This window comes from Amycolatopsis samaneae, assembly GCF_039541975.1.
In the GTDB taxonomy this organism is placed as follows: domain Bacteria; phylum Actinomycetota; class Actinomycetes; order Mycobacteriales; family Pseudonocardiaceae; genus Amycolatopsis; species Amycolatopsis samaneae.
Genome location: NZ_BAABHG010000009.1, coordinates 108,594 through 134,322, shown reverse-complemented (window position 1 = coordinate 134,322; position 25,729 = coordinate 108,594). Strand labels below are relative to the sequence as shown.

The 25,729-nt window shown below is 70.9% G+C and carries 25 protein-coding genes; 11 read left to right on the top strand and 14 right to left on the bottom strand.

The window, feature by feature from the left end:
* Positions 1 to 4 precede the first annotated feature (4 nt).
* Both ABD987_RS24235 and ABD987_RS24230 read right to left on the bottom strand, forming a co-directional pair.
* A complete protein-coding gene (locus ABD987_RS24235) occupies positions 5 to 2,764 on the bottom strand; it encodes a sensor domain-containing protein (protein WP_378214303.1) in 2,760 nt (919 codons plus the stop codon).
* A 214-nt stretch (positions 2,765 to 2,978) separates the two neighbouring features.
* Complete coding sequence (locus tag ABD987_RS24230) at positions 2,979 to 3,710, bottom strand: rhomboid-like protein (RefSeq protein WP_345397922.1); 732 nt, start codon at positions 3,708 to 3,710, stop codon at positions 2,979 to 2,981.
* Between the two features lie 178 nt (positions 3,711 to 3,888).
* Between ABD987_RS24230 and ABD987_RS24225 the strand changes: the two genes are divergently transcribed.
* The 7 genes from ABD987_RS24225 (at position 3,889) to ABD987_RS24195 (ending at position 11,815) form a co-directional block, all read left to right on the top strand.
* On the top strand, positions 3,889 to 4,416 hold the full coding sequence (locus tag ABD987_RS24225) for a hypothetical protein (protein WP_345397919.1): 528 nt from the start codon (positions 3,889 to 3,891) through the stop codon (positions 4,414 to 4,416).
* Between the two features lie 65 nt (positions 4,417 to 4,481).
* Positions 4,482 to 6,425 carry an APC family permease gene (locus tag ABD987_RS24220; RefSeq protein ID WP_345397917.1) on the top strand — a complete coding sequence of 648 codons (1,944 nt, stop codon included), beginning with the start codon at positions 4,482 to 4,484 and terminating at the stop codon, positions 6,423 to 6,425.
* Positions 6,426 to 6,505: 80 nt separating this feature from the next.
* Positions 6,506 to 7,303, top strand: coding sequence for an IclR family transcriptional regulator (locus tag ABD987_RS24215; RefSeq protein WP_345397915.1), 798 nt, complete (start codon positions 6,506 to 6,508; stop codon positions 7,301 to 7,303).
* A gap of 137 nt (positions 7,304 to 7,440) precedes the next feature.
* Complete coding sequence (locus ABD987_RS24210; protein ID WP_345397913.1) at positions 7,441 to 8,673, top strand: NAD(P)/FAD-dependent oxidoreductase; 1,233 nt, start codon at positions 7,441 to 7,443, stop codon at positions 8,671 to 8,673.
* 22 nt (positions 8,674 to 8,695) lie between these two features.
* Positions 8,696 to 9,868 (top strand): 4-hydroxybenzoate 3-monooxygenase, encoded by a 1,173-nt coding sequence (locus tag ABD987_RS24205; RefSeq protein WP_345397910.1) that lies wholly within the window; start codon positions 8,696 to 8,698, stop codon positions 9,866 to 9,868.
* A gap of 54 nt (positions 9,869 to 9,922) precedes the next feature.
* On the top strand, positions 9,923 to 10,660 hold the full coding sequence (locus ABD987_RS24200) for a Clp protease N-terminal domain-containing protein (protein ID WP_345397906.1): 738 nt from the start codon (positions 9,923 to 9,925) through the stop codon (positions 10,658 to 10,660).
* 549 nt (positions 10,661 to 11,209) lie between these two features.
* A complete protein-coding gene (locus ABD987_RS24195) occupies positions 11,210 to 11,815 on the top strand; it encodes a hypothetical protein (RefSeq protein WP_345397903.1) in 606 nt (201 codons plus the stop codon).
* Between the two features lie 101 nt (positions 11,816 to 11,916).
* Here ABD987_RS24195 and gndA read toward each other — a convergent pair whose 3' ends face one another.
* Together gndA and ABD987_RS24185 are read right to left on the bottom strand one after the other, a co-directional pair.
* Entirely contained in the window at positions 11,917 to 13,356 is a 1,440-nt protein-coding gene (gene gndA / locus ABD987_RS24190; protein WP_345397900.1) for an NADP-dependent phosphogluconate dehydrogenase, read from the bottom strand.
* A gap of 76 nt (positions 13,357 to 13,432) precedes the next feature.
* On the bottom strand, positions 13,433 to 14,359 hold the full coding sequence (locus ABD987_RS24185) for an MBL fold metallo-hydrolase (RefSeq protein WP_345397897.1): 927 nt from the start codon (positions 14,357 to 14,359) through the stop codon (positions 13,433 to 13,435).
* A 231-nt stretch (positions 14,360 to 14,590) separates the two neighbouring features.
* On the opposite strand from ABD987_RS24185, the gene ABD987_RS24180 reads away from it, so the two are divergent.
* Positions 14,591 to 15,442 (top strand): helix-turn-helix domain-containing protein, encoded by an 852-nt coding sequence (locus tag ABD987_RS24180; protein WP_345397893.1) that lies wholly within the window; start codon positions 14,591 to 14,593, stop codon positions 15,440 to 15,442.
* Between the two features lie 84 nt (positions 15,443 to 15,526).
* Positions 15,527 to 16,375, top strand: coding sequence for an SAM-dependent methyltransferase (locus ABD987_RS24175; RefSeq protein ID WP_345397890.1), 849 nt, complete (start codon positions 15,527 to 15,529; stop codon positions 16,373 to 16,375).
* A 75-nt stretch (positions 16,376 to 16,450) separates the two neighbouring features.
* On the opposite strand, the gene ABD987_RS24170 is transcribed toward ABD987_RS24175, so the two are convergent.
* The gene (locus ABD987_RS24170; protein ID WP_345397887.1) at positions 16,451 to 16,714 is read right to left on the bottom strand and encodes a hypothetical protein; all 264 of its coding nucleotides are present in this window, start codon (positions 16,712 to 16,714) and stop codon (positions 16,451 to 16,453) included.
* Positions 16,715 to 16,718: 4 nt separating this feature from the next.
* The gene (locus tag ABD987_RS24165; protein WP_345397884.1) at positions 16,719 to 16,988 is read right to left on the bottom strand and encodes a hypothetical protein; all 270 of its coding nucleotides are present in this window, start codon (positions 16,986 to 16,988) and stop codon (positions 16,719 to 16,721) included.
* A gap of 281 nt (positions 16,989 to 17,269) precedes the next feature.
* On the opposite strand from ABD987_RS24165, the gene ABD987_RS24160 reads away from it, so the two are divergent.
* Positions 17,270 to 17,527: a DUF397 domain-containing protein gene (locus ABD987_RS24160; protein WP_345397881.1), complete on the top strand. Its 258-nt coding sequence runs from the start codon at positions 17,270 to 17,272 to the stop codon at positions 17,525 to 17,527.
* A 115-nt stretch (positions 17,528 to 17,642) separates the two neighbouring features.
* Here ABD987_RS24160 and ABD987_RS24155 read toward each other — a convergent pair whose 3' ends face one another.
* From ABD987_RS24155 to ABD987_RS24135, 5 genes are all read right to left on the bottom strand, one after another.
* Positions 17,643 to 18,203 carry a hypothetical protein gene (locus ABD987_RS24155; protein WP_345397878.1) on the bottom strand — a complete coding sequence of 187 codons (561 nt, stop codon included), beginning with the start codon at positions 18,201 to 18,203 and terminating at the stop codon, positions 17,643 to 17,645.
* Positions 18,196 to 19,335: a hypothetical protein gene (locus tag ABD987_RS24150; protein ID WP_345397875.1), complete on the bottom strand. Its 1,140-nt coding sequence runs from the start codon at positions 19,333 to 19,335 to the stop codon at positions 18,196 to 18,198. Before ABD987_RS24150 ends, ABD987_RS24155 begins: the two co-directional genes overlap by 8 nt.
* A gap of 14 nt (positions 19,336 to 19,349) precedes the next feature.
* Positions 19,350 to 19,772, bottom strand: coding sequence for a FixH family protein (locus ABD987_RS24145; RefSeq protein WP_345397872.1), 423 nt, complete (start codon positions 19,770 to 19,772; stop codon positions 19,350 to 19,352).
* Positions 19,769 to 21,238 carry a hypothetical protein gene (locus ABD987_RS24140; protein ID WP_345397869.1) on the bottom strand — a complete coding sequence of 490 codons (1,470 nt, stop codon included), beginning with the start codon at positions 21,236 to 21,238 and terminating at the stop codon, positions 19,769 to 19,771. Before ABD987_RS24140 ends, ABD987_RS24145 begins: the two co-directional genes overlap by 4 nt.
* Positions 21,239 to 21,347: 109 nt before the next feature.
* The gene (locus ABD987_RS24135; protein ID WP_345397866.1) at positions 21,348 to 22,211 is read right to left on the bottom strand and encodes an alpha/beta fold hydrolase; all 864 of its coding nucleotides are present in this window, start codon (positions 22,209 to 22,211) and stop codon (positions 21,348 to 21,350) included.
* A 53-nt stretch (positions 22,212 to 22,264) separates the two neighbouring features.
* Here ABD987_RS24135 and ABD987_RS24130 point away from each other — a divergent pair, with 53 nt between their 5' ends.
* Entirely contained in the window at positions 22,265 to 22,840 is a 576-nt protein-coding gene (locus ABD987_RS24130; protein ID WP_345397863.1) for a CGNR zinc finger domain-containing protein, read from the top strand.
* Here ABD987_RS24130 and ABD987_RS24125 read toward each other — a convergent pair.
* The 3 genes from ABD987_RS24125 to ABD987_RS24115 are packed head-to-tail and all read right to left on the bottom strand — an operon-like array spanning position 22,816 to position 25,607.
* Positions 22,816 to 23,667 (bottom strand): oxygenase MpaB family protein, encoded by an 852-nt coding sequence (locus ABD987_RS24125; RefSeq protein ID WP_345397860.1) that lies wholly within the window; start codon positions 23,665 to 23,667, stop codon positions 22,816 to 22,818. The two genes, ABD987_RS24130 and ABD987_RS24125, sit on opposite strands and share 25 nt — an antisense overlap.
* A complete protein-coding gene (locus tag ABD987_RS24120) occupies positions 23,668 to 24,255 on the bottom strand; it encodes a TetR/AcrR family transcriptional regulator (protein WP_345397857.1) in 588 nt (195 codons plus the stop codon).
* Complete coding sequence (locus tag ABD987_RS24115; RefSeq protein ID WP_345397854.1) at positions 24,222 to 25,607, bottom strand: amidase; 1,386 nt, start codon at positions 25,605 to 25,607, stop codon at positions 24,222 to 24,224. Before ABD987_RS24115 ends, ABD987_RS24120 begins: the two co-directional genes overlap by 34 nt.
* Between the last annotated feature and the right edge of the window lie 122 nt (positions 25,608 to 25,729).

The following is a 25,729-nucleotide window of genomic DNA, read 5'->3' as shown; positions in this document are numbered from 1 at the left end:
GGGTTTACAGCGCGGCCCCGAACAGTTCGGTGGCCGCGCTGGGCCTGCCGAGGTGGAAGCCCTGCGCCTGGTCGCAGCCCAGCTCGCGCAGCAGATCCAGCTGATCGGCGGTCTCGACGCCCTCGGCGACCACGGTCAGGCCGACGGCGTGCGCCATCGCGATGATGCTCGCCACGATCGCCGCCGCGTCGCGTGACTCCGCGATGCCGGTGATGAACGAGCGGTCGATCTTGAGCGTGTCCAGCGTCAGCCGCCGCAGCTGGGCCAGTGACGAGTAGCCGGTGCCGAAGTCGTCGATCGCGAGCAGCACGCCCAGCTCCCGCAGCGAGGTCAGCACCTCGGCGGCCGCGGTGTGATCCCGCATCAACGCGCTTTCGGTCACCTCCAGGCACAGCGCGCCGGGCGGCAGCCCGGTCGCGAGCAGGGTGTCCTGCACCGCGGCCACCAGCTGCGGGTCGTCGAGCTGGCGTACCGAGAGGTTCACCTTGAGGTGCAGGTCGAGGCCGTGTGCCGACCGTCGCCCGGCCAGCTCGCGGGTGGTGGCCTTCAGGACGTGCTTGCCGATGACGTTGATCAGCTCGCTCTCCTCGGCCAGCGGGATGAACTCGCCGGGCGGGATCGCGCCGTGCGTGGGATGCGTCCAGCGCAGCAGCGCCTCGACCGCGACCATCTCGCCGGACCGCAGGTCGACCACCGGCTGGTAGGCGGGCCACAGCTGGCCGTTCTGCACCGCGTCCCGCAGGTCCTGCTCCATGCGCAGCCGCCGCTGCAGCCGTTCGCGCAGCGCGACGTCGAAGAACTCGAAGCGGCCGCGACCGAGCGTTTTGGCCTGGTACATCGCGACGTCGGCGTCGCGCAGCAGGTCTTCCGCGCTGCGCCGGTCGTCACCGGCGGAGAGCACGACGCCGATGCTGGCGTCGAGGTGCAGCTGCCGCCCGTGCACGCCGATCGGCTCGTTCAGCACCACCCGGACGTGCTCGGCCAGCGCGCGGACCTCGTCCTGGCCGGTCACCTCGCCGGTGACGAGCACGAACTCGTCGCCGCCGAGCCGCCCGACGACGGTGTCGCCGCCGGTGCACCGCCGCAGCCGTTCGCCGACGATGCGCAGGACCTGGTCACCGACCGAATGCCCGAGCGAGTCGTTGATGACCTTGAACTTGTCCAGGTCGAGGAACAGGACCGAGGTCGGCCGGTCGTGGGCGCGGCGGTCGAGCCGGTCGAGCACCAGCGTCCGGTTCGCCAGCCGGGTCAGCGGGTCGTGCGTGGCGTCGTGGGCGAGCCGGGCGCTGATCGCGCGCCGCTCGGTGATGTCGGTGAACGAGGTGACCACCGACCGCCGTGCCGGGTCCTCCGGGCTGAGCAGCCGCGAGGTCAGCGACACCCAGACGTCCCTGCCGTCCGGCCTGCGCAGCCGCACCACCTTGCCGTTCTGGGTGATCCCGGTCCGCAGCGTGCGGACCGACGGCGTGTCCTCGGCGGAGATCCGCGCCCCGTCCTCGTCGAACAGCATGAGCGTGTGCGAAGGCAGCCCGACGAGGTCCGCCGCGTTGACGCCGAGGATGCGGCAGCCCGCCGGGTTCACCGACTCGACCAGGCCGTCCGGCCCGGTCACCAGCACGCCCTCGTCGAGCGCGGCGACCACCGTGCGGTAGTGCTGTTCTGCCCGCCGCCGCTCGGTCTCGTCCGCGCACACCAACACGTAGCTCCCGGCCAGTTCGGCCGCGGAGACCCGCACGGTGAGGGTGGCGCCGTCCCGGCGCCGGTGCGCCGCCTCGACCAGCCCGCCGGACCGGCACATCTCCGCCAGGTCGGCCGGTGCCCCGAGCAGCTCCGCGACCGGTCTGCCGAGTGCCTCGTCCGCGGTCCAGCCGTAGACCGCCTCGGCCGCCGGGTTCCAGCCGGTCACGAGCCCGCCGGGGGTGGTGGTGATGATCGCGTCGCTGACCCGGCTCACCAGCGCGGCCCGGGAGCGCAGCGCCTCGGCGGCGGCCTTGCGCGCCGTGATGTCGCGCAGGACGACCTGGAAGGTGGGTTTCCCGGCGTTGTGGGTGCGCACCGCGACCAGTTCCGCCGCGACCGTGCTGCCGTCGAGACGTTTCAGCACCGCCTCCACCGGCCCGATCGTCGCCGGGGGCCCGGTGGGCGGCGCGGGCTCGTCGCGGGGTTGTTCGGTGACGAAGTCGGTGAACGGCCGCCCGGCGAGCTGGTGCGCCTCGTCCGCGCCGAGCAGGTCGAGCGCCGCGCGGTTGGCGTAGGTGAGGACACCGTCCTCGTGCACACAGATGGCGTCGGGGCTCAGCTCCACCATGACCCGGTAACGCTCGGCGAGATCGACCAGGTCCTCGCCCGGCGCGCGGTCGGCGGCGACCGCGCAGGCCACGCCGAGCAGCCCGGCGGTCCGGTCGCCGTGACCGACGGTGCGCACGCGCAGCCGGACCCGGCGCGGCCGGTCACCGGCGCCCTCGATCGGCTGCTCCAGCTCGAAGTCCCGGCCCGGCGGCGTTTCCCCCGCGCCGAGGGCGAGCGGTTCGAGCAGCCTGGTCAGCCGCCCGCAGACCTCGTCGGCGGCCGCGCCCGCCATCCCGAGCACCGCGTCGAGGCCGGGCATCCAGGTCAGAGTGGACGCGGCGAGATCGAAGGAGAAGATCACCCCGGACCCGGCGGCGGCGACCAGATCGGCGATCAGGTCGTGCCCGGCTTCGCTCCGCGCGGTGGGGACCGCCGGCGCACCCATGGCGGTCACCCCGCGTGAGTCTGCCTCCATAGTGTGCCCGGTCTCCCCTGGTCGGCATACCGATGAGACGGAAAGCAAGCAGGCCCGCGAAACCTGTCGACTTGCCTGAACCGCTTGCTTTCGGTCGGTTTGGTATCTACTGGCGCTGTGGCCCGTCGATTACACCACCGACCGATCCCGCTGTATATCCATTGGATTCCGCTTCCGGACTTCGGTCGTCACCGGGGTGTTCCGCCGGGTTTCCTCAGCCGCGGACCAGCACCCGGCCCGACGTGGGCCGGAGCGGCGCGAGGTCCCGCTCACCGGGAGAGGAGGGCGGTGTGGGGGTGCCGAACCGCCGGCCCCAGAACAGCAGTCCGAAGTGTGCGGCGACGGCGTGGCCGAGCAGGGTGATGACCGAGTTCAGGCTCGCCGGGGCGTCGGTGAGGCAGACGGCGGCCAGGAACAGCTCCATCGTCACCAGGGCCGCGATCCGCAGCCGGCCCCGGCACAGGAACACCAGCGCGCCCGCGGTGGTGAAGAACCCGTAGCTGACGCCGATGTCGAGCCAGCGCCCGGCGGAGTAGGGCAGCGCCCCGCTCTGGATGAGCGCCATCACCGGTAGTTCGGTGGCCAGGGTGGCCAGTACGTGGCCGCTGAAGAACACGATCGCGGTGCGGGCCGCCCCGAACCGGCGTTCCAGCGGGGCGACGGCGACGGCGAAGATGGCCGCGTAGGCGATCCAGCCGCCGTCGGAAAGCCACAGCGCGCTGGCGAACAGGGAGACCAGGGGGCGGCGCCAGAGGTTGTGCGCGTCGGTGCTGGAGAAGGTGAGCAGCCTGCCGATCAGCTTCGGATCGCCGAACCTGACCAGCAGGGTGGTGCCGAGCAACAGCGTCAGGTAGCCGAAGGTGAACGGCGTCGACCGCGGTGACGGGACGAGCCGGGCGAGCGCGCGCCAGGCGGCGCGGGCGGGGACCGGCCCTCCGGCACGCATCAGCATGAGGCCAGCTTCGCCGGTGTTTCTGGGAGTACTCCAACGCTCAGCTGTGAATCGGCTGTGTGATCCGGACGGAACCGGGCACGGTCCGGAGTGATAATTTTTGGCAATACTCACCCGTTCGGGTGCTTTTTCCGGTAGGAAGGCCACCACATTCATGGTTGAGGGGCCCAGGGTGAGGCACGAGGTTTCGGTCACCGAGCTGCTCGAACGCGAGGGATGGGGCGAACGCGTGCCCCCGTCGCCCGGATCGCGCTGGCGCGTCGTCGCGGTCATGCTCGCCGTCGTCATCGGCTGCGGCACGGCCGCGGTACTGGTCGCCTTCAACGGCCCGAAACACAACAACGCCAAGGAAACCGACCAGATCGGCGTCATCGACATGCCGCACCGGACGTCCGGGGCGGGCGGCGCCGACGAGAGCAACGTCCCCGAAACCACCGAGGGCGGCACCGGTGGCGGGAGCGTCGAAACGACGACGTCGGGCTCTCGGCGGACCACCTCCGCGCCCACCAGTGGCACGACGACCTGGACCGGCGCGACCACCCCGGGGCCGACCACCGCGGGCGCGACGCCGAGGGACGATCCGCCGCCGGTGAGCGGCACCGGTACGACGACCCGGCCGGCGCCGCCCACCCATCCCACGACGCCCACGACCCGCACCTCGGAGCCGGAGCCCTGTCCCATCCTGTGGCCGTTCTGCTGACCGCCGCACATGATGGACGCCGACGCGGGGAATACCGCCTCGTGCCTACCGGGAGGACACGGACGGTGACAGTGGAAACGCCGCCGGGCCCGCGCCTGCGTGCCTGGCTGCTGGAAGGTTCGGCGAAGCGCGCACAGCAGCTCAAGGGTGGTAAACGCGAGACCGTCAAAAGCCACGAACATCCGTGGTGGAAGGTCATGTGCCTGACCGGGGTGGACTATTTCTCCACGCTCGGTTACCAGCCGGGGATCGCGGCGCTGGCCGCGGGAGTGCTGTCGCCGCTCGCCACGATCGTGCTGGTGCTGCTGACACTCGGCGGTGCGCTGCCGATCTACCGCCGGGTGGCGAAGGAAAGCCCGTACGGCCAGGGCTCGATCGCGATGCTGGAAAAGCTGATGTCGTGGTGGAGCGGCAAGCTGCTCGTGCTGGTACTGCTCGGCTTCGTCGCGACGGACTTCGTCATCACCATCACGCTCTCGGCCGCCGACGCCACCGCGCACGTGACGGAGAACCCGTTCGTCCCGTCCTTCTTCCACGGCAAGGAAGTGCTGATCACCACGCTGCTCATCGCTCTGCTGGGCGGCGTGTTCCTCAAGGGATTCGCCGAGGCGATCGGCGTCGCCGTGACGCTCGTCGGTGTCTACCTCACGCTCAACGTCGTCGTGGTGGCCGTCGCGCTCTGGCACGTCTTCGCGAGCCCGGACTTGATCGTGAGCTGGCAGGACCTGCTGGTCGCGAAGCACCCGAACCCGTGGCTCATGATCGGCGTCGCGCTGATCGTGTTCCCGAAGCTGGCGCTCGGCCTGTCCGGCTTCGAAACGGGCGTTTCGGTGATGCCGCTGGTCAAGGGCCTGCCGGGGGACACCCACGACAATCCCGCCGGACGCGTCCGCAACACCCGCCGCCTGCTGGTCACCGCCGCGCTGATCATGAGCGCGTTCCTGATCACCAGCAGCTTCGCCACCACGGTGCTGATCCCGCACCAGGCGTTCGAAGCGGGCGGCCCGGCGAACGGCCGTGCGCTGGCCTACCTCGCGCACGACTACCTCGGCGACGTCTTCGGCACGTTCTACGACATCAGCACGATCGCGATCCTGTGGTTCGCCGGCGCCTCCGCGATGGCCGGGCTGCTCAACATCGTGCCGCGGTACCTGCCGCGCTACGGCATGGCGCCGGACTGGGCCCGCGCGAGCAGGCCGCTGGTGATCGTGGTCAGCGTGATCGCGTTCGTCATCACCTGGCTCTTCGACGCGAGCGTCGAGGCACAGGGCGGCGCGTACGCGACCGGGGTGCTGGTGCTGATCTCGTCGGCGGCCGTCGCGGTGACGCTGTCCGCGCGGCGGGCACGGCAGCGGAAGGCGTTCCTCGCCTACCTGGTCATCACGGTCATCTTCGCCTACACGACCGTCGTCAACATCATCGAACGTCCCGACGGCGTGAAGATCGCGGCGTTCTTCATCGTCGCGATCGTGCTGACGTCGCTGATCTCACGGGCGACCCGGTCGCTGGAACTGCGTGTCGAGGAGGTCGACTTCGACACCGCCGCCCAGCGGATCCTCGACAAGGCCGTGCGCAGCGGCGAGATCCGGATCATCGCCAACGAGCCCGACGCGCGGGACGCCGACGAGTACCGCGAGAAGGAGCGGGAAGCCCGCGAGGACAACAACATCCCGAACGATTCGGCGCTGCTTTTCCTGGAGGTGACCATCAGCGACGCCTCGGACTTCGAGACGACGTTGCGGGTACGCGGGGAGAAGCGGTACGGCTACCGCATCCTGCGGGTCAGGAGTCCCTCCATCGCGAACGCCATCGCGGCTATCCTGCTGCACATCCGCGACGAGACCGGGAAACGACCGCACGTGTACTTCGCCTGGACCGAGGGCAACCCGTTCAAGTTCATCGGGCGGTACCTGTTCTTCGGTGACGGTGACGTCCCGCCGGTCACCCGCGAGGTGCTGCGCCGCGCGGAACCGGATCCGGAGCGCCGTCCGATGGTCCACGTCGGCTGAGCCCGGCCGGAATGTCCCTTTCGGACGGTCCGGTGGGGTGAGGTGTGTACGCGGGTACCCGCGCACGCTTGAATGTCCGCATGCGGCACAACGCACGGCAGCCCCCGTCGGTGGTGGAGCGGGTGCTCGACGTGCTGGGCGCGTTCACCGCGGAACGGCCGGAGCTCACCCTCTCGGAGCTGAGCCGCCGGGCCGGGCTGCCCCTGTCCACCACGCACCGGATCGCCGGGGAACTCGTCCGGCGCGGCGCGCTCGCGCGCGACGAGCACGGCCGGTTCCGGGTCGGGCTGTGGCTGTGGGAGGTGGCCTCGCTCGCCCCGCACGACGCGGAACTGCGGGAGTCCGCCATGCCGTTCCTGGAGGACCTGTACGAGGCCACGCACCAGAACGTGCAGCTCGCGGTGCTCGACGCGCCCGAGGTGGTGTACGTCGAGCGGATCTCCGGCCGGGGCGCGGTCGGCATCCGTTCGCGGCCGGGCGGGCGGCTTCCGGTGCACGCCACCGGTGTCGGCCTGGTGCTGCTCGCGCACGCGCCCGCCGAGGTCCAGGAGGAGGCCCTCGCGGCGCCGCTCAAGCGGTACTCGGCGCACACGATCGCCTCGGCGGACCGGCTGCGCCGGGTGCTCGCCGACGTCCGGCGTGACGGCTACGCGATCAGCGACCGGCAGATCGAGCCGGACGCGGTGTCGGTGGCAGCGCCCGTGTACGGGCGGGACGACGCGGTGCTCGCGGCGATCTCGGTGGTCGTTCCCGTCGAGGGTGCCGAACCACGCACGCTCGTGCCCGCGGTGGTGGCCGCGGCGCGGGGCATCTCCCGGGTGCTCGGCGCGCCGCGGGCCCTGCGGGTGTCGGGTGACGCCCGGCGCGAGACACACTGAATGCTTCCACTCGGTGGAAGCCCGGCTGCGTCGGGGCGTTCGCCTGTCGCAAGCTGAGCGCGTTCCCGCGTACCTCGACGGCACCAGCCCGATGTGCTCAGATGGGTTCTGAAGGGCTTGAGCAGACGGGAGAAACGATGGGTTCGGAGCAGTCCACGGTCGTCGTGGCGGGCGCGGGGCAGAGCGGTTTCCAGGCCGCGGCCTCCTTGCGGGACAAGGGGTTCCCCGGCCGCGTGGTGCTCGTCGGCGACGAGTCCGGCGTGCCGTACCAGCGTCCGCCGCTGTCGAAGGCGTACCTGACCGGTGTCGCCGGCCCGGAGCAGCTGCGGCTGCGGCCGGAGGACTTCTTCGCGGAGAAGGACATCGAGCTGGTGTGCGGGCGCGTCACCGGGATCGATCGCGCGGGCTCGGCCGTCCTCCTCGACGACGGGAGTTCGCTCGGTTACGACCACCTCGTCCTGGCCACCGGTGCGCGGAACCGCGAGTTGCCCGTGCCGGGCGCGGAACTCGCCGGTGTGCTGGCGCTGCGGACGCGGGAGGACGCCGACCGGCTGCGCGAGGAACTGGAGCGCGCGAAGGACGTCGTCGTGATCGGCGGCGGGTTCATCGGCCTGGAGTTCGCCGCGCACGCGGGACGGCCGGTGACGATCGTCGAGGCGCAGGACCGGCTGCTCGCCAGGGTGGCCTCCCCCGAGATCTCCGGGTATTTCGCCGAACTGCACGAAAAGTCCGGGCACACGGTGCTGCTGGGCGTCGGTGTCGCGGCGCTGCACGGCACCGGACGCGTCGAGTCGGTCGAGCTGACCGACGGCAGGCGGTTGCCCGCCGATCTGGCGGTGGTCGCCGTCGGCGTGCTGCCGGAGACCTCGCTCGCCGAGGCGGCCGGGCTCGAGGTGGCCAACGGGATCGTCGTCGACGCGCGGCTGCGCACCAGCGACGAGAAGATCTTCGCCATCGGCGACTGCGCGAACTTTCCCTGTGTGCAGGCGGGAACGGCGGCGACGCGGCTCGAATCCGTGCAGAACGCCGTCGATCAGGGCCGCTGCGTCGCGGCGGTGATCGCGGGCGAGGAACTGCCCTACGACAGCCTGCCGTGGTTCTGGACCGACCAGTCGGGCGCGAAGCTCCAGATCGCCGGGATCCTCGCCGACGCCGACCGGACGGTGCTGACCGGGGACCGGGCGGCGGGGAAGTTCTCCGTACTGTCCTTTCGCGACGGTGTGCTGATCGCCGTCGAGTCGGTGAACCAGCCGCCGGCGCACATCGCCGCGCGACGCCTGTTCACCGCGCGCCCCCGTCCGTCCTATGTGGAGCTCGAAGCGAGTGGTTTCGATCTCAAGGCTCATGTGAAGTCGCTGTCCGCGGCTTGAGAAGTACCAGGAGGTAACGTCTTTGCGCACCCAGGTCGCCGTCATCGGTGCCGGCCCCGCCGGACTGCTGTTGTCCTATCTGCTCCACCTGGAGGGGATCGACGCCGTCGTGCTGGAGACTCGCGACCGCGAGTACGTCCGGCAGCGGGTGCGCGCCGGGGTGTGTGAACAGCCGACCGTTGAGCTGCTCCGCGAAATCGGGCTCGGTGCTCGGCTGGACGTCGAAGGCCTGCCACACGAGGGTTTCTCGCTGCGCTTCGACCGTGCCGATCACCGGATCGCGCTCACCGAGCTGACCGGGAAGTCGATCACCGTCTACGGGCAGCAGGAGATCGTCAAGGACCTCATCGACGCGCACGAGGCCCGTGGTCTTCCCGTCGAGTTCGAGGTGTCCGGGGTCGAACTGTCTGGTGTGGACACCGAGCACCCGGTGGTGCGCTACCGCGACGCCGACGGGGTCGCGCACACACTGGAATGCGACGTCATCGCGGGCTGCGACGGGTTCCACGGCGTCAGTCGTCCGTCCATTCCGGACAGTGTGCTGAAGACGTTCACGCGGGATTACCCCTTCGCCTGGCTCGGAGTGCTCGCGCGGACGCCGCCCTCGGACGAGGAGCTGATCTACGCCCACCACGAGCGGGGCTTCGCGCTGCACAGCATGCGGTCGCCGGAGATCACCCGGTTGTACCTCCAGGTCGACCCGGCCGAGGATCTCGCGAACTGGTCCGACGACCGGATCTGGTCCGAGCTGACCACGCGGCTGGCGGTCGACGGCGACTTCGTGCTGCGGGAGGGGCCGATCCTGGACAAGGGCATCACCCCGATGCGGAGCTTCGTCGCCGAGCCGATGCGGCACGGGCGGCTGTTCCTCGCGGGGGACGCCGCGCACATCGTCCCGCCGACCGGGGCCAAGGGGATGAACCTCGCGGTCGCCGACGTGCGGGTGCTCTCCCGCGCGCTCAAGGCCCTGCTGAAGGGGGATCCGGCGCCCGCGGAGTCCTATTCGGACACCTGCCTGCGGCGGGTGTGGCGCGCGGAGCACTTCTCCTGGTTCATGACCACGATGCTGCACACCGATCCGGACGCCGACGGCTTCGCGCGGCGTTTGCAGCTCTCGCAGCTGCGGTACACCGCGTCTTCGCGCGCCGCGGCGACGAGCCTGGCCGAGAACTACGTCGGACTGCCCTTCGCCTGATAATCGTCAACTCGTGGTTGACGCACGAGGGTGCGTCAACCTACAGTTGACGGCATGACGTTACCCAATCCGATCAGGCTCGACGACCTGATCAGCGCGATCAAGAGCAACAACGACAAGGACGTCCTCGGCCAGCTGTCCGACGCGGTCTACATGGGCGAACACCTCGGCGAAGTGGCCGACCACCTGATCGGCCACTTCGTCGACCAGGCGCGGCGATCCGGTGCCTCGTGGACCGACATCGGCAAGAGCATGGGCGTTTCGAAGCAGGCCGCGCAGAAGCGCTTCGTGCCGAAGGACGACGCCGACGGCAGCCAGGGCGGCAAGATCCAGCACGTCTTCGGCCGCTACACCGACCGGGCCCGGCACGTGATCGTGGCTTCCGAGAAGGCCGCCAGCGACGCGGCGAACGGCAGCATCGAGACCGTGCACCTGGTGCTCGGCCTGCTCTCGGAACCCGCGGCGCTGGCGGCGGGTGCGATCCTGGCGCAGGGCGTCACGCTCGAAGCCGTCCGCGAGGCGGCCGAAGCACGACTGCCCGAACCGGTCGATCCGGTGCCGTTCAAGGTGCCGTTCGGCGCCGGGTCCAAGAAGGCGCTCGAACTGACGCTGCGCGAGGGGCTGCGGCTCGGCCACAACTACATCGGGACCGAGCACATCCTCCTGGCGCTGCTGGAACAGGGCGAGGGAAGCGGGTTCGAGGTCCTCGACGGCCTCGGCATCCGGAAGGACGCGGTCGAGACGAAAATCGTGGAAACCCTCGCGGAAATCGTGGCCGCGCGCTCGGAATGAACTTTGGCGCCATGCGCTGGGGGTATGACGCGTACCTGGCGGAACCGAGGGACGCCCTTGGTGCGTTGGATGCACCAAGGGCGTCCCTCGCTGCGTCGAGCGCACCGAAGGCGTCCCTCGGTTTATCCACAACCGCGGCGGTTATCAACAGATCGGGAATCGCCTCTGGCGTCCGGCTGGTCCGAGATTCACGATTGCGACATGAAACGTGGGTTGTGGGGAGTCGACCCCGAACACCTTTTCGACAACAGCAAGCACGGTGTGATCAGAGTCGGAAGGCTGACGGAGCTGGGCGTTCCGCGATACACCACCTATCGAAGATGCCAGCCCGACGGTCCGTGGTCACGCCTGCTGCCCGGAGTGGTTTCGCTGTACAACGCGGCGCCGAGCCGGGCGCAAATGGTGGCGGCGGCGGAACTTTACGCCGGGCCGGGGGCAGTCGTGACCGGTACGGAGGCCTGTCGCGCACACAGGCTGCGTTCGGTACCCCGAGGCGACACCGTACATTTGCTCAGCCCACACGGATGCAAGGTGCAAAGTAGCGGTTTCGTGCTGATCGAACGCACCCGTCGTATGCCGCGGCCGATCAGCCGGGCGGGTGTGCCGGTCGCACCCGCCGCCCGCGCTGTCCTCGATACCGTACGCCGGATGACCGAACTGCGACCGGCTCGGGCGCTGCTTTCGGAATGTGTTCAACGAGGCTTCGCCTCGGTCTCGGCGCTTTCAGCTGAACTTGAGGAGGGAAGTAGCCGGGGAAGTGCGATTCCTCGAAAGATCCTCGCGGAGCTGATGAGTGGTGCGGAGTCGATCGCGGAGATCGACGCGGAACGGCTGTGGCGGCGAAGCGAGTTGCCGGTTCCACTGTGGAATCCGCGACTGCTGGATCGCAACGGCGTTTTCGTCGCCAAGCCGGATGCCTGGTTCGACGAGGTCGGCCTGGCGTGGGAGATCGATTCTCTCGCCTTCCACCTTGGCCCCGAGGGTTACGCGAAGACCTTGGCGCGGAACGGTCGTTATGCCGCGGCGGGGATCGTCGTGCTCCAAACGTTGCCGACGCGGTTGCGGGCGGAACCCGATGCCGTGGTGGCCGAGCTGCGGGCGGCCTACCGGGCCGCTGCCACCCGGCCGCGGCCTGTGGTCGGAGTGTTGCGCTGAAACCGAGGGACGCCCTTGGTGCGTTGGATGCACCAAGGGCGTCCCTCGCTGCGTTGAGCGCACCGAAGGCGTCCCTCGGTGGCCCAGCGGCCAGCTTCGGCTCAGGCGGGGGATTCGGGGCGTCCGTCGGCGGCCCACGCGGTGTGGAACGAGCCGGCCATGTCCACCCGGCGGTAGGTGTGCGCGCCGAAGAAGTCCCGCTGCCCCTGCACCAGCGCGGCCGGGAGCCGGTCCGCGCGCAGGCCGTCGTAGTAGGCCAGCGCGGTCGAGAAGCCCGGGGTCGGGATGCCCAGCGACACCGCCGTCGAGATCACCGAGCGCCAGGAGTCCTGGGCGTCCTCGACGGCCTTGCGGAAGCCACCCGAGGTCAGCAGCGTCGGCAGCGCGGGCTCGGCGGCGTAGGCGGAGGTGATGTCGTTCAGGAACTTCGCCCGGATGATGCAGCCACCACGCCAGATCGCCGCGACGCGGCCGAGGTCGATGTCCCAGCCGTACTCGGTCGCCCCGGCCTGGATCTGGTTGAACCCCTGCGCGTACGCCACCACCTTCGACGCGTACAGCGCCTGCTCGACGTCGTCCGCGAAGCGGTCCAGGGCGGCCCCGGACAGCGGCGACCGCGAAGGCCCGCCGAGACCGCGAGCGGCGGAACGCAGCGAAGTCGAACCGGACAGCGAACGCGCGAACACCGCTTCGGCGATCCCGGAGATCGGGACCCCGAGGTCGAGTCCGATCTGGACGGTCCAGCGCCCGGTGCCCTTCTGTTCCGCGGCGTCCTCGACCACGTCGACGAACGGCTTGCCGCTGCCGGGGTCGACGTGCGCCAGCACCTCGGAGGTGATCTCGATCAGGTAGGACTCCAGCCGCCCGGTGTTCCACGTCCGGAAGACCGACGCGATCTCGGCGGGGGAGTAGCCGCCCGCGCCGCGCAGCAGGTCGAACGACTCCGCGATGAGCTGCATGTCGGCGTACTCGATGCCGTTGTGCACCATCTTCACGAAGTGCCCGGCGCCGTCCGCCCCGACGTGCGTGCAGCACGCCTCGCCGTCGACCTTCGCCGAGATGTCCTCGAACAGCGGCCCCAGCGACGCGTAGGACTCCGGCGACCCGCCGGGCATGATGCTCGGCCCGTGCAGCGCGCCCTCCTCGCCACCGGAGACACCGGTGCCGACGAAGTGCAGGCCCCGCTCGCGCAGCGACGCCTCGCGGCGCCGGGTGTCGGCGAAGTGCGCGTTGCCCGCGTCGACGATGACGTCGCCCGGTTCCAGCAGCGGGGCGAACTCCTCGATCACCGCGTCGGTCGGCGCACCCGCCTTGACCATGATCACGACCTGCCTCGGCCGCTCCAGCGCGTCGACGAACTCCTGCGCGGAGTACGCGGGGATGAATTCGCCCTCGTCGCCGAACCGGTCCACCAGTGCGCGGGTCCGCGCTTCCGACCGGTTGTGCAGGGCGACCGTGTGCCCGTGCCGGGCCAGGTTGCGTGCCAGGTTCCGGCCCATGACCGCCAGCCCGGTGACCCCGATGCTCGCTTTCTTGCTCATTCGCACAGCCCCTTCGAGAACACTCGTCTCTCTCGATTCAGACACTAGTCCTGGCCGGATCCGGCGGCTCCCGCGCTCAGGAGAAGCAGCGGATGGGCGCGCCGCCGTTGAAGATCACCATGTCGGTGAACGCGGCGGCCAGGTCGATCGGCGCGCCAAGGACAGCCCCGCCGTCGAGTTCGGCGTACGCGCGGTGCAGGTTCCCCACCAGGCGTTCCTGTTCGGCCAGCACGGCGAACTCGCCGAGGTCGGTTTCCCGCACCAGCTCCAGCGGCGTCAGCCCGGCGGAGCGGCCCCGCTCGGCGGTCTCCTGGACGAACCGGAGATACCGCGCGACGACCTCGACCTGCTCCAGCCCGCACACCGGTCCGTGCCCGGGGAGGATGGTCAGCGGTTCGAGCTCGCGCACGAGGTCGAGCGCGGCCAGCCAGCCCGCCACCGAGCCCATCACCGCGAACGGGCTGCCGCCGTTGAACACCAGGTCGCCGCAGTAGAGGACGCGCTGCGCGGGCAGCCAGACGAGCACGTCGTTGGTGGTGTGCGCGGCGTGCCCGGGGTGGATGAGCTGGAGCTCGACGTCCCCGGCGTACACGGTCAGCCGGTCGTCGAAGACCACGTCGGGCACCCGCAGTTCCAGGTGGCCCCAGTCGCTGCCGGTGAAGAGGCCGTCGTAGGTCTGGATGCCGGTGGCGAGCAGCTCCTCGCGCGTCCGGCGGTGCCCGATGATCGTCGCGCCGCCGGTGAGGTAGTTGCCGTTCGTGTGGTCGCCGTGGTGATGGGTGTTGATCACGGTGGCCGCCCGCCCGCCCGTGGTGGTCTCGACGGCGGCGAGCAGCGCGCGGGTCCGGCGCTCGGTCGCGCAGGTGTCGATCAGCACGGTGTGGTCGCCGCCACTGACGAAACCACAGTTGTTGATGTACCAGGAGCCGTCCGGCTGGACGTAGCCGTAAGCGCCTTCGGCGAGCTGCTGGACGGACGCGGCGGAGGGGGACCGATCGTTCACCCGGCCACTATGCCGGAACGCCGAAGGCGTCGCTTTGCCCGAAAAGACCGATACATGCTGGTCCAGGCGAGTGACACCTGGGGTGACTGGCGTTCCGCGTCGTTTCCTGGAACGCTGCCCGGTGTCATCATCGAACCCCGCAAGGTGAAGTACTAGCCTGGGTGATTCGAAGTTCGCGCAGGGACGGCGGCACACGCCTCCGTCCTCGTTCTAGTCCGGGAGAGCAAGGCGATGGCCAGCACCGTCACCTCGCGCCGGAAGCAGCTCGGCAACGAGCTCCGGCATGCTCGTAACGCGGCGCGGATGACGCAGCAGCAGGTCGCCGAGGTACTCGGCTGCACCCAGGGCAAGGTCAACAAGATCGAGTCCGGAGCGGTCGGGGTGAAGCTCGGAGATGTGCGGTCGATGCTGAACGCGTTCGGGATCAACGGCGAAGAGGCCGACACGCTGATGAACCTGGCCCGCGCCGCGGCCGGGCAACGAGGGCACTGGTCCGGCTACCGGTCGGTGGTGCCGCACTGGTTCCGCACGTTCACCGATCTGGAGCCCGCGGCCGCGGAGATCCTGACCTGGCACGGTGAACGGATCCCGGGGCCGTTGCAGTCCGAGCACTACATGCTCAAGCAGTTCACCGAGTTCGGCGCCACCGACGTGACGTCGCTGGTGCGCAACCGGCTCGACCGCAAGTCGGTGTTCGAACAGCAGCAGCCGCCCTACTACCGGTTCATCATCAGCGAGGGCGCGCTGCGCCGGGCACCGGGCGGCCACGCGCCCGCGGTGATGCTGGACCAGGTCGAGTACCTGCTGGGCATGGAGCGGCATCCTCGGGTGTACATCCACGTGCTGCCCTTCGGCGCGCGGCTGGCGTCGGTGCCGAACGACTTCACGATCATGCGCTTCCCGGACCGCACGCGGGACTTCGTCTACATCGAGCACTCCGCGGGCGGGTTGTACCTGGACGACGTCAAGGACTTCAACATCTTCGTCGACTCCTGGGACAGGCTGCGCGGCGCCGCGCTGGAGCGGCAGGAGACCCGGCAGTTCCTCAAGGACCTCGCCGAGGTCTATCGAGGCCAGATGTAGCCCCGCGCCCGGGGCAGAAGGTGAAAGCGTTTCTTGTAGGGTGACGCCCTGCGCTTTCCCCGTCTGCCGAAGGGAACCCCGGGCATGACACAGGTACCGGAGCCGGACGCCCCCGAGGGCGTCGACCTCGAACGCCCGAACGCCGCCCGCATCTACGACTGGTTCCTCGGCGGCGACGCGAACTGGGCCATCGACCGCGAGTTCGGCGAGCGCGCCGTGCAGACGTTCCCGATGATCAAGACGGTGGCGCGGGTCGGCCGTGACTTCCTCGGCCGCGGGGTGCGCTACCTGGCGCGCAACGGCGTCGAGCAGTTCCTCGACCTGGGGTCCGGCGTGCCGACGGTGGGCAATGTGCACCAGGTCGCGGCGTCGGTGAACCCGAACGCGCGCTGCGTGTACGTCGACATCGAACCGGTCGCGGTCGCGCATTCGCAGATCCTGCTCGAGCGCGAGGGCGTCGCCTCGCGGCACGCGGTGCTGCAGGGCGACCTGCGGAACCCGTCGGACATCTGGCGCCGCGCGCTGGACACCGGCGTGCTGGACCCGAACCGTCCGGTCGGCCTGATCATGGTCGGTGTCCTCTACTTCCTCGGCCCGGACGAACCGGCGCAGCAGATCGTGCGGCAGTACCTCTCGCTGCTGCCGTCGGGCTCGTACTTCCTGTCCTCGCACCTGACCGGCGACGGCGTCCCGACCAACGACGCCGAAAGCCGCGAACGCATCCGCGAGCAGTACAAGGAGTCCAGCACGCCCTTCCACCTGCGTAGCCGCGCGGAGTTCTCGGAGTTCTTCGAAGGTCTGGACCTCGTCGAACCCGGGATCGCCTGGCTGCCGGAGTGGCACCTGGACGAGGCCGAATCGAAGGCCAGCAAGCGGCTCGCTCCCGACCCCACCTTCTCCGGCCTGATCGGCGGCCTCGGCCGCAAACCCTGAGCCGCGAACCCGCACGAGGACAGCAAGGAGCCCCGGGTCCGGAGGTACCCGGGGCTCACTTGTGTGGTGGGGCGGTCAGACGTGGGTGCCGATGTGCCTCGGCAGCAGGTGGGTCAGGTCGAGCTGGGTTTCGAGCGGGCGCGTGGTGCGGATCGGGTCGTGCCGGGGCACGCGCGGCTCCGGCAGGTCGAGCTCCGTGCTCAGCGTCGGCTGCCTGCGCAGCGGCGCCTGGATCAGGCTGAAACCGAAACGGTTGCGGAGTTCGTGGGCGATCGCCCGGCGTCCGGTCCGTGTGTGTTCCTGCTCACGGCGGAACAGCGAAGTAAGCCGGACAGCCATCGGATCACACCCCCACTTCTGGTCGCGGGTACCGGGCCATCCCGGTGCCCTGCAAGCCGAGACAGCCTTCGCAGGGCATCCCGGTCCCCGGCCGGACCCACTCGACGTCGGCGCGGGTAAGCGCTTCCCCGCAGCGTCCGGTGATCAGCTCGCCGGTGTCCGCGACGGCGTCAGCAGGGAAAACGTGCACTACTCGGCGGGATTCGCCCGCGGTTCCTCGTGCGAGCCTGCCCACAACCAGCGCGCCCGGTGGCGCGCTGTCCTGGATGATCACGCTGATCCTCCCCCATGAGGTCGGCGGTGGCTGGGTCGCGGTCAAGGACTCTCGTCGCTCGTTGCCGGCGAGCTACGAGTTGCTGGCGATTCACGAACTATCGTCGCCCCGGCCGCTGCGATTAATCCTACAACTGGAATAATCTTCATGTCGAGGTCAAGTCGAGTTGATCACCCGCTTGGCCGCGCGGACTAGTCCATAGAGCTGAAGAAATACCCGGGGACGTGCGGCTTTGATCGAAGCGACGACCGCGCCCCCATCGAAGCCCGGAGGTACGACCCATGGCGGATTATCCGTCGGTAGCGGATTACGATCCGAACACGGCCGTGTCCCTGTTTGACGAGTCCGCCTGGGAGAAGTCGTTCGTCAGCGAACCCAACGGCGGGAACTGCGTCGAGGTCAACCTGGGTAGGGAGGGCCTGGTCGGAGTGCGGGACACCAAGATCGAGGGGAGTCCGGTCTTCGTGTTCGACGCGGGGGAGTGGGCGGCCTTCCTCGTCGCCGTCAAGGCCGGGCAGTTCGACCTGCCCGCCGCCTGACGCCTCCTGGTCTACACCAATCGGGTGACGTTCGTCACTCCTGCCCGAATTCGGCCGGTGGACAGCCGTGAGGGCCGTCTCGGACGTCCGGGACGGCCCTCACGGGTACCGGCGATCAGACGGTGGCGGGCAGCCCGCCACCGCGCAGCCGGGAGCGGGTCCGGCGCCAGGCGAGCACCACCAGCGCGGCGAGCACGAGCAGCGGGATGGTGCTGATCGTCCAGCTGACGCCCATCGGCGGGCCGGGTTGTTCCAGCACGCGAAGCCCGGGCAACTCGCCGGTGGCGGTGCCCGCCGGGCCGGTGATCGTGAACCTGAACGTCCAGTCACCCTGCGAGGGCAGTGACTGGATGTCCAGGCCCCACACGTCGAGCTTGCGGGGATGCCGGGCCAGCGGCGCCGGCCGGTAGAAGTGGTCCATCTCGGGATCCCGCAGCGACAGCGTCCCGGACTTGTCGGCGATACCGCCGTCGGGGATGAAGGTGAAGTCCAGCGACTGCATCGCGCGTAGCGGCCAGGTGCTGAACCCGACGGTCATCCCGTACGGCCCGGCCTGGACATGCTCGGTGTGCACGATGTTCACCGGCTCGTAGGCACCCGCCGGGGCGGCCGACAGGAACAGCAGACCGGCCACGGTGCCCAGCGCCGCCAGTACTCGTGTGAGTGACCTACGCATGCGCGTCCTCCCCCTTCGTGGCGGGCGCCAGCAGCCGCAGCATCCCGCCGAACCGCCACCCGGCGAACCCGCCGAGCAGTCCCAGCACGCCACTCGCGGCGCCGGTCGCCAGCACGGTCGTGGTGTCCGGGTGGAACATCGGATAGATCCAGCCGGCCTGGAGCATCAGCGTCAGCCCGAGCAGCAGCCCGCCGACGCCGCCCGCGACGACCGGCACCCGTCCGGTGTGCCAGCCGCGTTTCCGGCCGAGCAGGAGCAGTACTTCGAGCACGGCCGCGACCGGCAGCAGTGCCATCGGCATCAGCGAAGGCATCTCGGGGATGCCGCTGACGTAGTCCCGCACCGGGAGGCCGACCATGTCCGCGTACGCGCGGGCAGCCCACGGCGAGAACCACCAGAACACCGCCTGCAGCACCGCGAGCCCCGCCGCGGTCCCGAGCACGGCGCCGGTGCGGCGCAGGAAACCCGCCGCGATCATGACGAACAGGACCGACAGCAACGCGGTGGCGGCCCGGACGACCTCGACCGGTTCGAGCGCGACCCCCTGCAGCCCGAGCACGGTCACCGTGCTGAACGCGAGCAGCACCGACAGCGAACCGAGCGCCCCGAGCGCGCCCCACCGGTGTTCGCGGGCCGAGGCGAACACCATCACGGTCCCGATGATCGAGATCGTGATCGACAGCAGCAGCCCGATGTGCGGCGGCGAGTCGATGACCGCGTCGAAGCCGTACAGTCCGTGCCACCACTGATCCCACAGGCCGTAGAGCAGGAACGACGCCGCCCCCGCCCCGGAGACGAGGTAGCCGAGCGGCGCGGCGAACGTCCGGCCGAACACGTTGATCGCGCGCCCGCCGACGCGCGGGTCGACCGGCCGCCCGGCCCGGCGCGCGGCGGTCGTCAGCAGTACGACCGCGAGGCTCGCCAGGCCGACGATCGCGCTGCCCGCGTACAGGAACAGGTGGGGCAGCGTGAAGAACGTGTCCGGTCCGACGTCGCTGTGCCACTGGATGTCCCAGGTGAGCCCGACCAGCGAGATCACCGAACCCCCGAGCACCGTGCTCGCCGGTGCGAGCCCGGTGCGTGCCCGATGTGCCGTCGTGGCCACCCCGGCCCCCGGCGCGGTGAGATCCATCCCCCGACCTCCTTCTACTTGACCAGCAAGGGAAATACGACCTGCGCGGGCCCGGCGGGACCACGCAGTGACACGGTGAGCTCCCATTGGCCCGCCATCGGCAGCCCGACGTCGGCGCGGTAGCGACCGGGACCGCTCGCCCCGGCGGGCACCGGGGCGAGCGCGTGCCCCATCTGCGGCATCACCGGTTCGACGGTCACCGTGTCCGCGCCCGGCCCGGTGACCTCGACGGTGAAGTCGTTGCCGCCGATCCGGGGCTGCGCGCCGGTGAGCCGCACGGTGTAGGGCCCCGACGTCGTCTGGGCGGACACCGGCGCGGCCGGGCTCCCGCCCCAGAACAGCCAGGCGAGGACGCCGGCGACGATCAGCGCGACGAGCGCGATCAGCACGACCGGACGTCGCCGGGCCGGGGCCGGGGTGGTGCTCGTGGCGGTCATCGTCGGCCTCCTCCGGTGCCCGGCGCGGCGGCCGGGACGTCGAGCACGACGGGCACGGTGAGCACCGAGTACCCGCGTTCGGCCTGCGCCCAGATCCGGTACCGGCCGGGCGCGGCGAAGGTGTAGGTGAACGGCACGTCCGGCCCGTACGCGGCGACGGTCTCGTCCGGCTTTCCCGTCATGCCCGGCACGAACGGTGGCATCGCGTGCACATGCGCCCAGGTCGGCGCGGTCGCGGCGGCCGCGCCGATCCGATCCGGTCCCGGCAGCGGTCCGACGACGATCAGGTGCCCGAGCATGCCCAGCCAGGGCTGGAGATCCGCGGTGCCGAACCGCGCGGTGACCGTGACCGGGACACCCGGGGTGACCGTGGTCGTGGTGACCTCGACCGGGGTGCCGTCCACGACGCGTTTGCCCGGCCCGTCCGGAATCGGTGCGGGGACGGGGCTTTCCCCGGCCGCGACGTCCACAGTGGACCGGACGAGCTGGACGCCGCCGCCTCTTCTGGCGATTTCCGCGGCGACGGCGTAGGTGCCGCCCTCCGGCGGGGTGAACCGGACCCGGTAGTCACCGGGCGCGACGCGGACCGGGTGCAGGTGCCACAGGCGCCCGGACGGCGAGATCACCACGAGGTGGACCAGGGCGTCGTCGTGCACGAGCAGGTCGTCGGCAGGGCGGCCGGTCGACCCGTCGGTGAACGCGAGCCGCAGTTCCGCCGCTCGTCCGGACACGGTGCCTTCCGCGCGCGCCGTGAAGTTCACCGGCGGCCGCGAGTAGTCCATTGTGGACAGCTGGGCGTTGGCGGCGTCGGCGTACGGGTCGGTGACGTTCTCCAGCGTCGGGTCGAGCCGGGTGCCGGGCGCGGGTGGCGGCGGCGTGCCGGACGAGAGCAGCGCGCCGGTCACCGCGACGGCCAGTGCGGCGATCATCCCGCCCGCCGGGACCAGTGCGTACCCGGTCCGTCGCGAACGGACCGCCAGCACCAGCGCGAGCAGGAGGAACGCGCCCGCGGCGACGAACCCGCCGTAGGCCGCCTTCTCCCACGGCGGGACGACCCTGGCCGCCACGATGAACGGGATCGTCGCGGTGTGGCCGGTTTCGTCGCCGATCGCGAGTTCCCACGGGCCGGGCTGCTCGACACGCAGCAGTCCGCTGTACACCCCGGTTTCCGCGCCGAGCCGGACGTCGGTCTCCGACCGCACCGCGCCCGCCGCGGAAGCGCGCAGGCGCAGTGTGCCCGCGGCGCTGCCCACGTGCGTGACGACGTCGACGTGCAGTGGTCCGGGTGTCGTGTCGACGCGCCGGATCACGACGGTCAGGTCGCGTTCGCCCAGTGTCTGCGCGATCTGGACGTCGTTGCCGACGGGCGCGCCGTCGGCGTGCGCGCCGCCGCCGCCCAGTGTGAATCCCAGTGCGCACAACAGGATCAGCAGTGCCGCGCGCGGCCGGCTTCGTATTGTCCCCATTGCCGGATCAGTCAACCGGGACCCCGGCCGGGAATCGTCACGGCGGCGGGGGAAGCGCTGTCCCCAGTCCGGGGGATCTCCGCCCCTGATCTGTCCGGGGGACGTGCCCTTAGTCCATCAGGAACGCGTGGAGGTGCTTCACGACCTCGTCGGGGCGTTCCTCGGGGAGGAAGTGCCCGCACTCGGGGATCGCCGAACCGGTGGCGGCCGGGGCGTAGGCACGCCAGATGTCGAGCACTGGCAGCTTGGCGGTGAGCCCGTTCGCGCCCCACAGCGCGAGCAGCGGCATGCCGAGCCGGTGGCCCGCCTCGAAGTCGGCGTCGTCGTCGATGGCGTCGGCCGGGAACGACGCGCGGTAGTCGTCGAAACCCGCGCGCAGCGCGCCGGGCGCGGAGAAGGCGCGGACGTACTCGTCGACGTCCTCGGGGCGCAGGCCCTGACGCTGGTGGGTCCAGCGCTCGAAGAAGTAGCCGAGGTAGGCCGCGACGTTCTGCCCGGCGAGCAGTTCGGGCAGGTCCGGCTGGAGATGGAACAGCCAGTGCCAGTAGCCGGGGCCGAGCTCGCTGTCGAGGCGCCGCCACATCTCGCGGGTCGGGATGATGTCGAGCACCGCGAGCCGGTCGACCTGGCCGGGCCGGTCCAGCGCCCAGCGGTGGGCGACCCGGCCGCCCCGGTCGTGCCCGGCGACGGCGACCCGGTCGAAGCCCAGCCCCTCCGCGAGCGCCGCGACGTCGGCGGCCATGGTGCGCTTGTCGTAGCCGTCGCGTGGTTTGTCGGTGCGGCCGTAGCCGCGCAGGTCCGGCGCGATCACGGTGTGGGTCTCGGCGAGGGCGCCGAACACGCGGTGCCAGCAGTGCGAGGTCTGCGGCCAGCCGTGCAGCAGGAACAGCGGCGGTCCCTCGCCCGCGCGCAGATAGTGCATGCGGAGTCCGTTGGCGGTCGCCATCGCGGCGGCTGGTTCTAACCTGTTCATGGGGTTAGAGAGTAGGGCGGTTCCTAACCGGCGGCAAGGGTTAGGATGTGACGATGCGCAGCCCGGACACCGAGTGGGTCTTCGACGGCGGCAGGCCCTGCCTCGACCTGGTCAACACCCGCCGCTCGCGGCACCTCGGCGGCGTCGAGCTGCTGACCGGCCCGGACGCGCTCGCCGCGTGGCTCGAACTCGCCGGGCTCACCCTCGGCCCGGCCGCGGTGACCGGCGGCCAGGTGATCGCCGCGCGGGCGCTGCGGGAAGCGGTCGACCGGGTGCTGCTGGCGGTGGCGGGCGAAGCGATGCCGCCTCCCGCCGACGTCCAGCTGGTCAACGAGGCCGCCGCTGCCGCGCCGCCGCTGCCCCCACGCCTGCGGATCGACCGGAGCGGCGGGGTGTGCCGGGAGACCCCGCCCCCGCCCGATCCGGTCGCCGCCGCGTTCGCGGTGCTGGCCCTCGACGCGATCGAGCTGGCCACCGGGGGCGCCGACGTGCGGGTCTGCGCCGCCGACGACTGTGGCCTGCGGTTCTGTGACGCCTCACCCCGCCGGACCCGGCAGTGGTGTTCGATGGCCCGCTGCGGCAACCGCGCGAAGGCCAGGGCGCACTACGCGCGCACGAGGAGCCGGTAGGCGCGTGGATGCGCGCGCAGCCAGACGTTGAGCCGCCCGACCGCGCGCATCGGGATCGACCGCAGCGAAACCGGGACCAGAGTGCCGATGATCCGCACCACGGCGGCGAAACGCTCGAACCGCCGCTGGTCGTTGAGTGTCCACTGTAGACCCAGTCGTGCGCGGAACTCCGGCGGCAGGGTGGCGCGGACCAGGAACAGCTGCGCGTGGTGATGCTTGCGCTGCAAGGGAATCCACCACCTGTCCGGCAGTCGTCGCGCCGGTTTCCGCGCGGTGCGGAAGGTGTCCAGCAGGGTGTCGATGGCGTGGTTGCCGGTGAACCCGGCGACCATCTCCGCGTAGTACCGCTCGAACGCCGCCCAGTCCGGTGGCAGGTCCCGCTCCCGCACGCCGAGGATCCGCCCCACGTCGCACATCTGCGCGTAGTATTCGTCCAATTCGGACGGTGAAAGTGGACGGCCGAAGAACCGTTGCGCGTCGACGGGAGCCTTGACCAGCGTCGCGTGCACCCAGGCGTAGGCGTGCGGGTCCAGCGCGCTGTAGCGGCGGCCGTCGTCGACCCCGGTGAACCTCCGGTGCAGTTCACGCAGGCGGTCCGCCTCGAACCGGGCCCCTTCTTCGCCGCCGTAGACGTAGATCGACAGCGACGCGACCGTGCGCATCAGCCGCGTCCAGGGATCCTCGGTGTAGTTCGAGTGGTCCCGCACCCCCGCCGCGACGACCGGATGCGCGACCTGCAACAGCAGGACCTGGCCCATCAGCAGGGCGTCGCGGGTGTCGCCGAAGTACCGCCAGGCCGCCGTGCCCCGGCGGATCGGGGCCGCCATCTACCCGGTGCCCCGCGCGCCGCGCAGGAGCATCATCAGCGGCTCCGCGGCGGGCACCGCGGTGGCGCCGGTCGCGAGGCGGCGCAGTTGCAGTCCGGCGATCAGCGCGACCACCGGGCCGGCCAGGCGCTCGGCGTCCGGTACGTCGAGCGCGCGCAGGATCGTCACCGCCAGCTCGTCGTAGGCCGCGAAACACCGCTCCGACGCCTCGCGCAGGCCGGGGTCCCGCGCCGCCTGGAGATACAGCTCGTGCGGCGCCAGTTCCTGGGTGCCGAACGGAAGCTCCGCGATGACGTGCTCGACGACCACGGCCGCCTCCGCGACGCTCAGCCCCGCCTCGTGATACCCCGCGACGAGCCCGGCCAGCTTCGCCGTCTCCTCCTCGGCGAACAGCAGCATCGCCTCGCGCAGCAACGCGGTCTGGCTGGGGAAGTGGTAGGTGAGCGTGCCGAGCGAAACCCCGGCCTCGGCGACGATCCGGCGGTTGGTGAGGCCCCCGACGCCACGTTCGCCGACCACGGAAAGGGTGGCGCGCAGGATGGCGTCCCGGGTGCTCACCACGCCGTCGCGGGCTGCCGCTCGGACCACCGTTCGACCTCTTCCAGTTGCGCGGCAAGGGAAATCAGCCGCTCCTCGGCATGGGACGGCCCGAGCAGCTGGGCCCCGACGGGCAGCCCGCCGGGGGTGAGCCCGGCCGGGACGTTGATCCCCGGCCAGCCCAGGATGTTCCACGGCCACGCGTACGGGCAGGCCGCGGTGATCGCCTGATCGGTCTGCCAGTTGGAGAGCCCGTCGAAACGCCCGATCGCGGGCGGCGGTGTCGCGGTGGTCGGGGTGAGCAGGACGTCGACGCGGCCGAACACCGAGCCGATCTTCCGGTGCAGCACCGGTTCCACGCCGCGCGCGAGCCGCAGCGGCAGCCCGCCGAGCAGGGAGCCCTGACGCGCGTTGTCGCGCGTGCGGGGGTCGAGCAGTGCGCGGTCGGGGACGCGGGTGGTCCAGTCGCGCACCCCGGCGAGCGAGCGGGGCAGGAAGCTCAGCCCGATCAGCCGGTAGTCCGGCTCGATCTCGACGATTTCGTGGCCAAGTTCGGCGAGGGTCTCGGCGATCCGCCTCGTCGCCGCGTTGACCGCCGGGTCGAGCCGGGTTTTCGTGGCGGTGAAGGGGATCCGGGTGGACAGCCCGACGCGCAGGGTGCCCGGCGCGCGGTGCGCCGCGGCCAGGAACTTCTCCCGTGTCCCCGCCGCGACGTCGAGCAGGAGCGCGGCGTCGGCGACCGTCCTGGCCAGCGGGCCGAGCACGGTCAGCCCGTGGAACAGCTCGCCGTCGGTCCGGATACGGCCGCGCTGGGGCTTGATCCCGACCAGCCCGGTCCACGCCGCCGGGATGCGGATCGACCCCGCGCCGTCCGAGCCCAGCGCGGCGGGCACCACGCCCGCGGCGACCGCGGCCGCCGAGCCGCCGGACGAACCACCCGGCGTGTGCCCGGTGTGCCACGGGTTGCGGGTGGCGCCGAAGGCCGGGCCCTCGGTGAACGGCCACTGGCCCAGCTCGGGCGTGTTCGTCTTGCCGATGATCACCGCGCCCGCGTTCCTGAGCTGGGTGACGACGGGGGAGTCGGCGACGGCGGCGGGGAACTCGCCGGGGCAGCCGAACGCCGTCGGCAGGCCGGCGATGTCGACGTCGTCCTTGATCGCGATAGGCACGCCGAGCAGCGGGGCGCGCTCACCGGCGGCCAGCCGGCGATCGGCCTCGGCGGCTTCGCGCGTCGCTTCGTCCTCGCGGAGGTGGCGGAAGGCGTTGAGCACGGGCTGGCTGGCCTTCGCGCGGTCGAGCGCCGCCGCGGTGAGCTCGGCGGAGGTGACCGCTCCCTCGGCGAGTCGGCGTGCCTGCTCGGCGAGCCCGGCGAACGCGACGCCGGTGTGCGGGGTGGCGGTCATGGCGGCTCCCGTCTCGTTCGCTCGAACGAACAATACCACCGTTCACGCGCTGTTCGCTCGCGTGACGTCCGGGGTCGAGCGCCCAATGCGGCATTGGGTGCATCCAACGCACCGAACGTCAC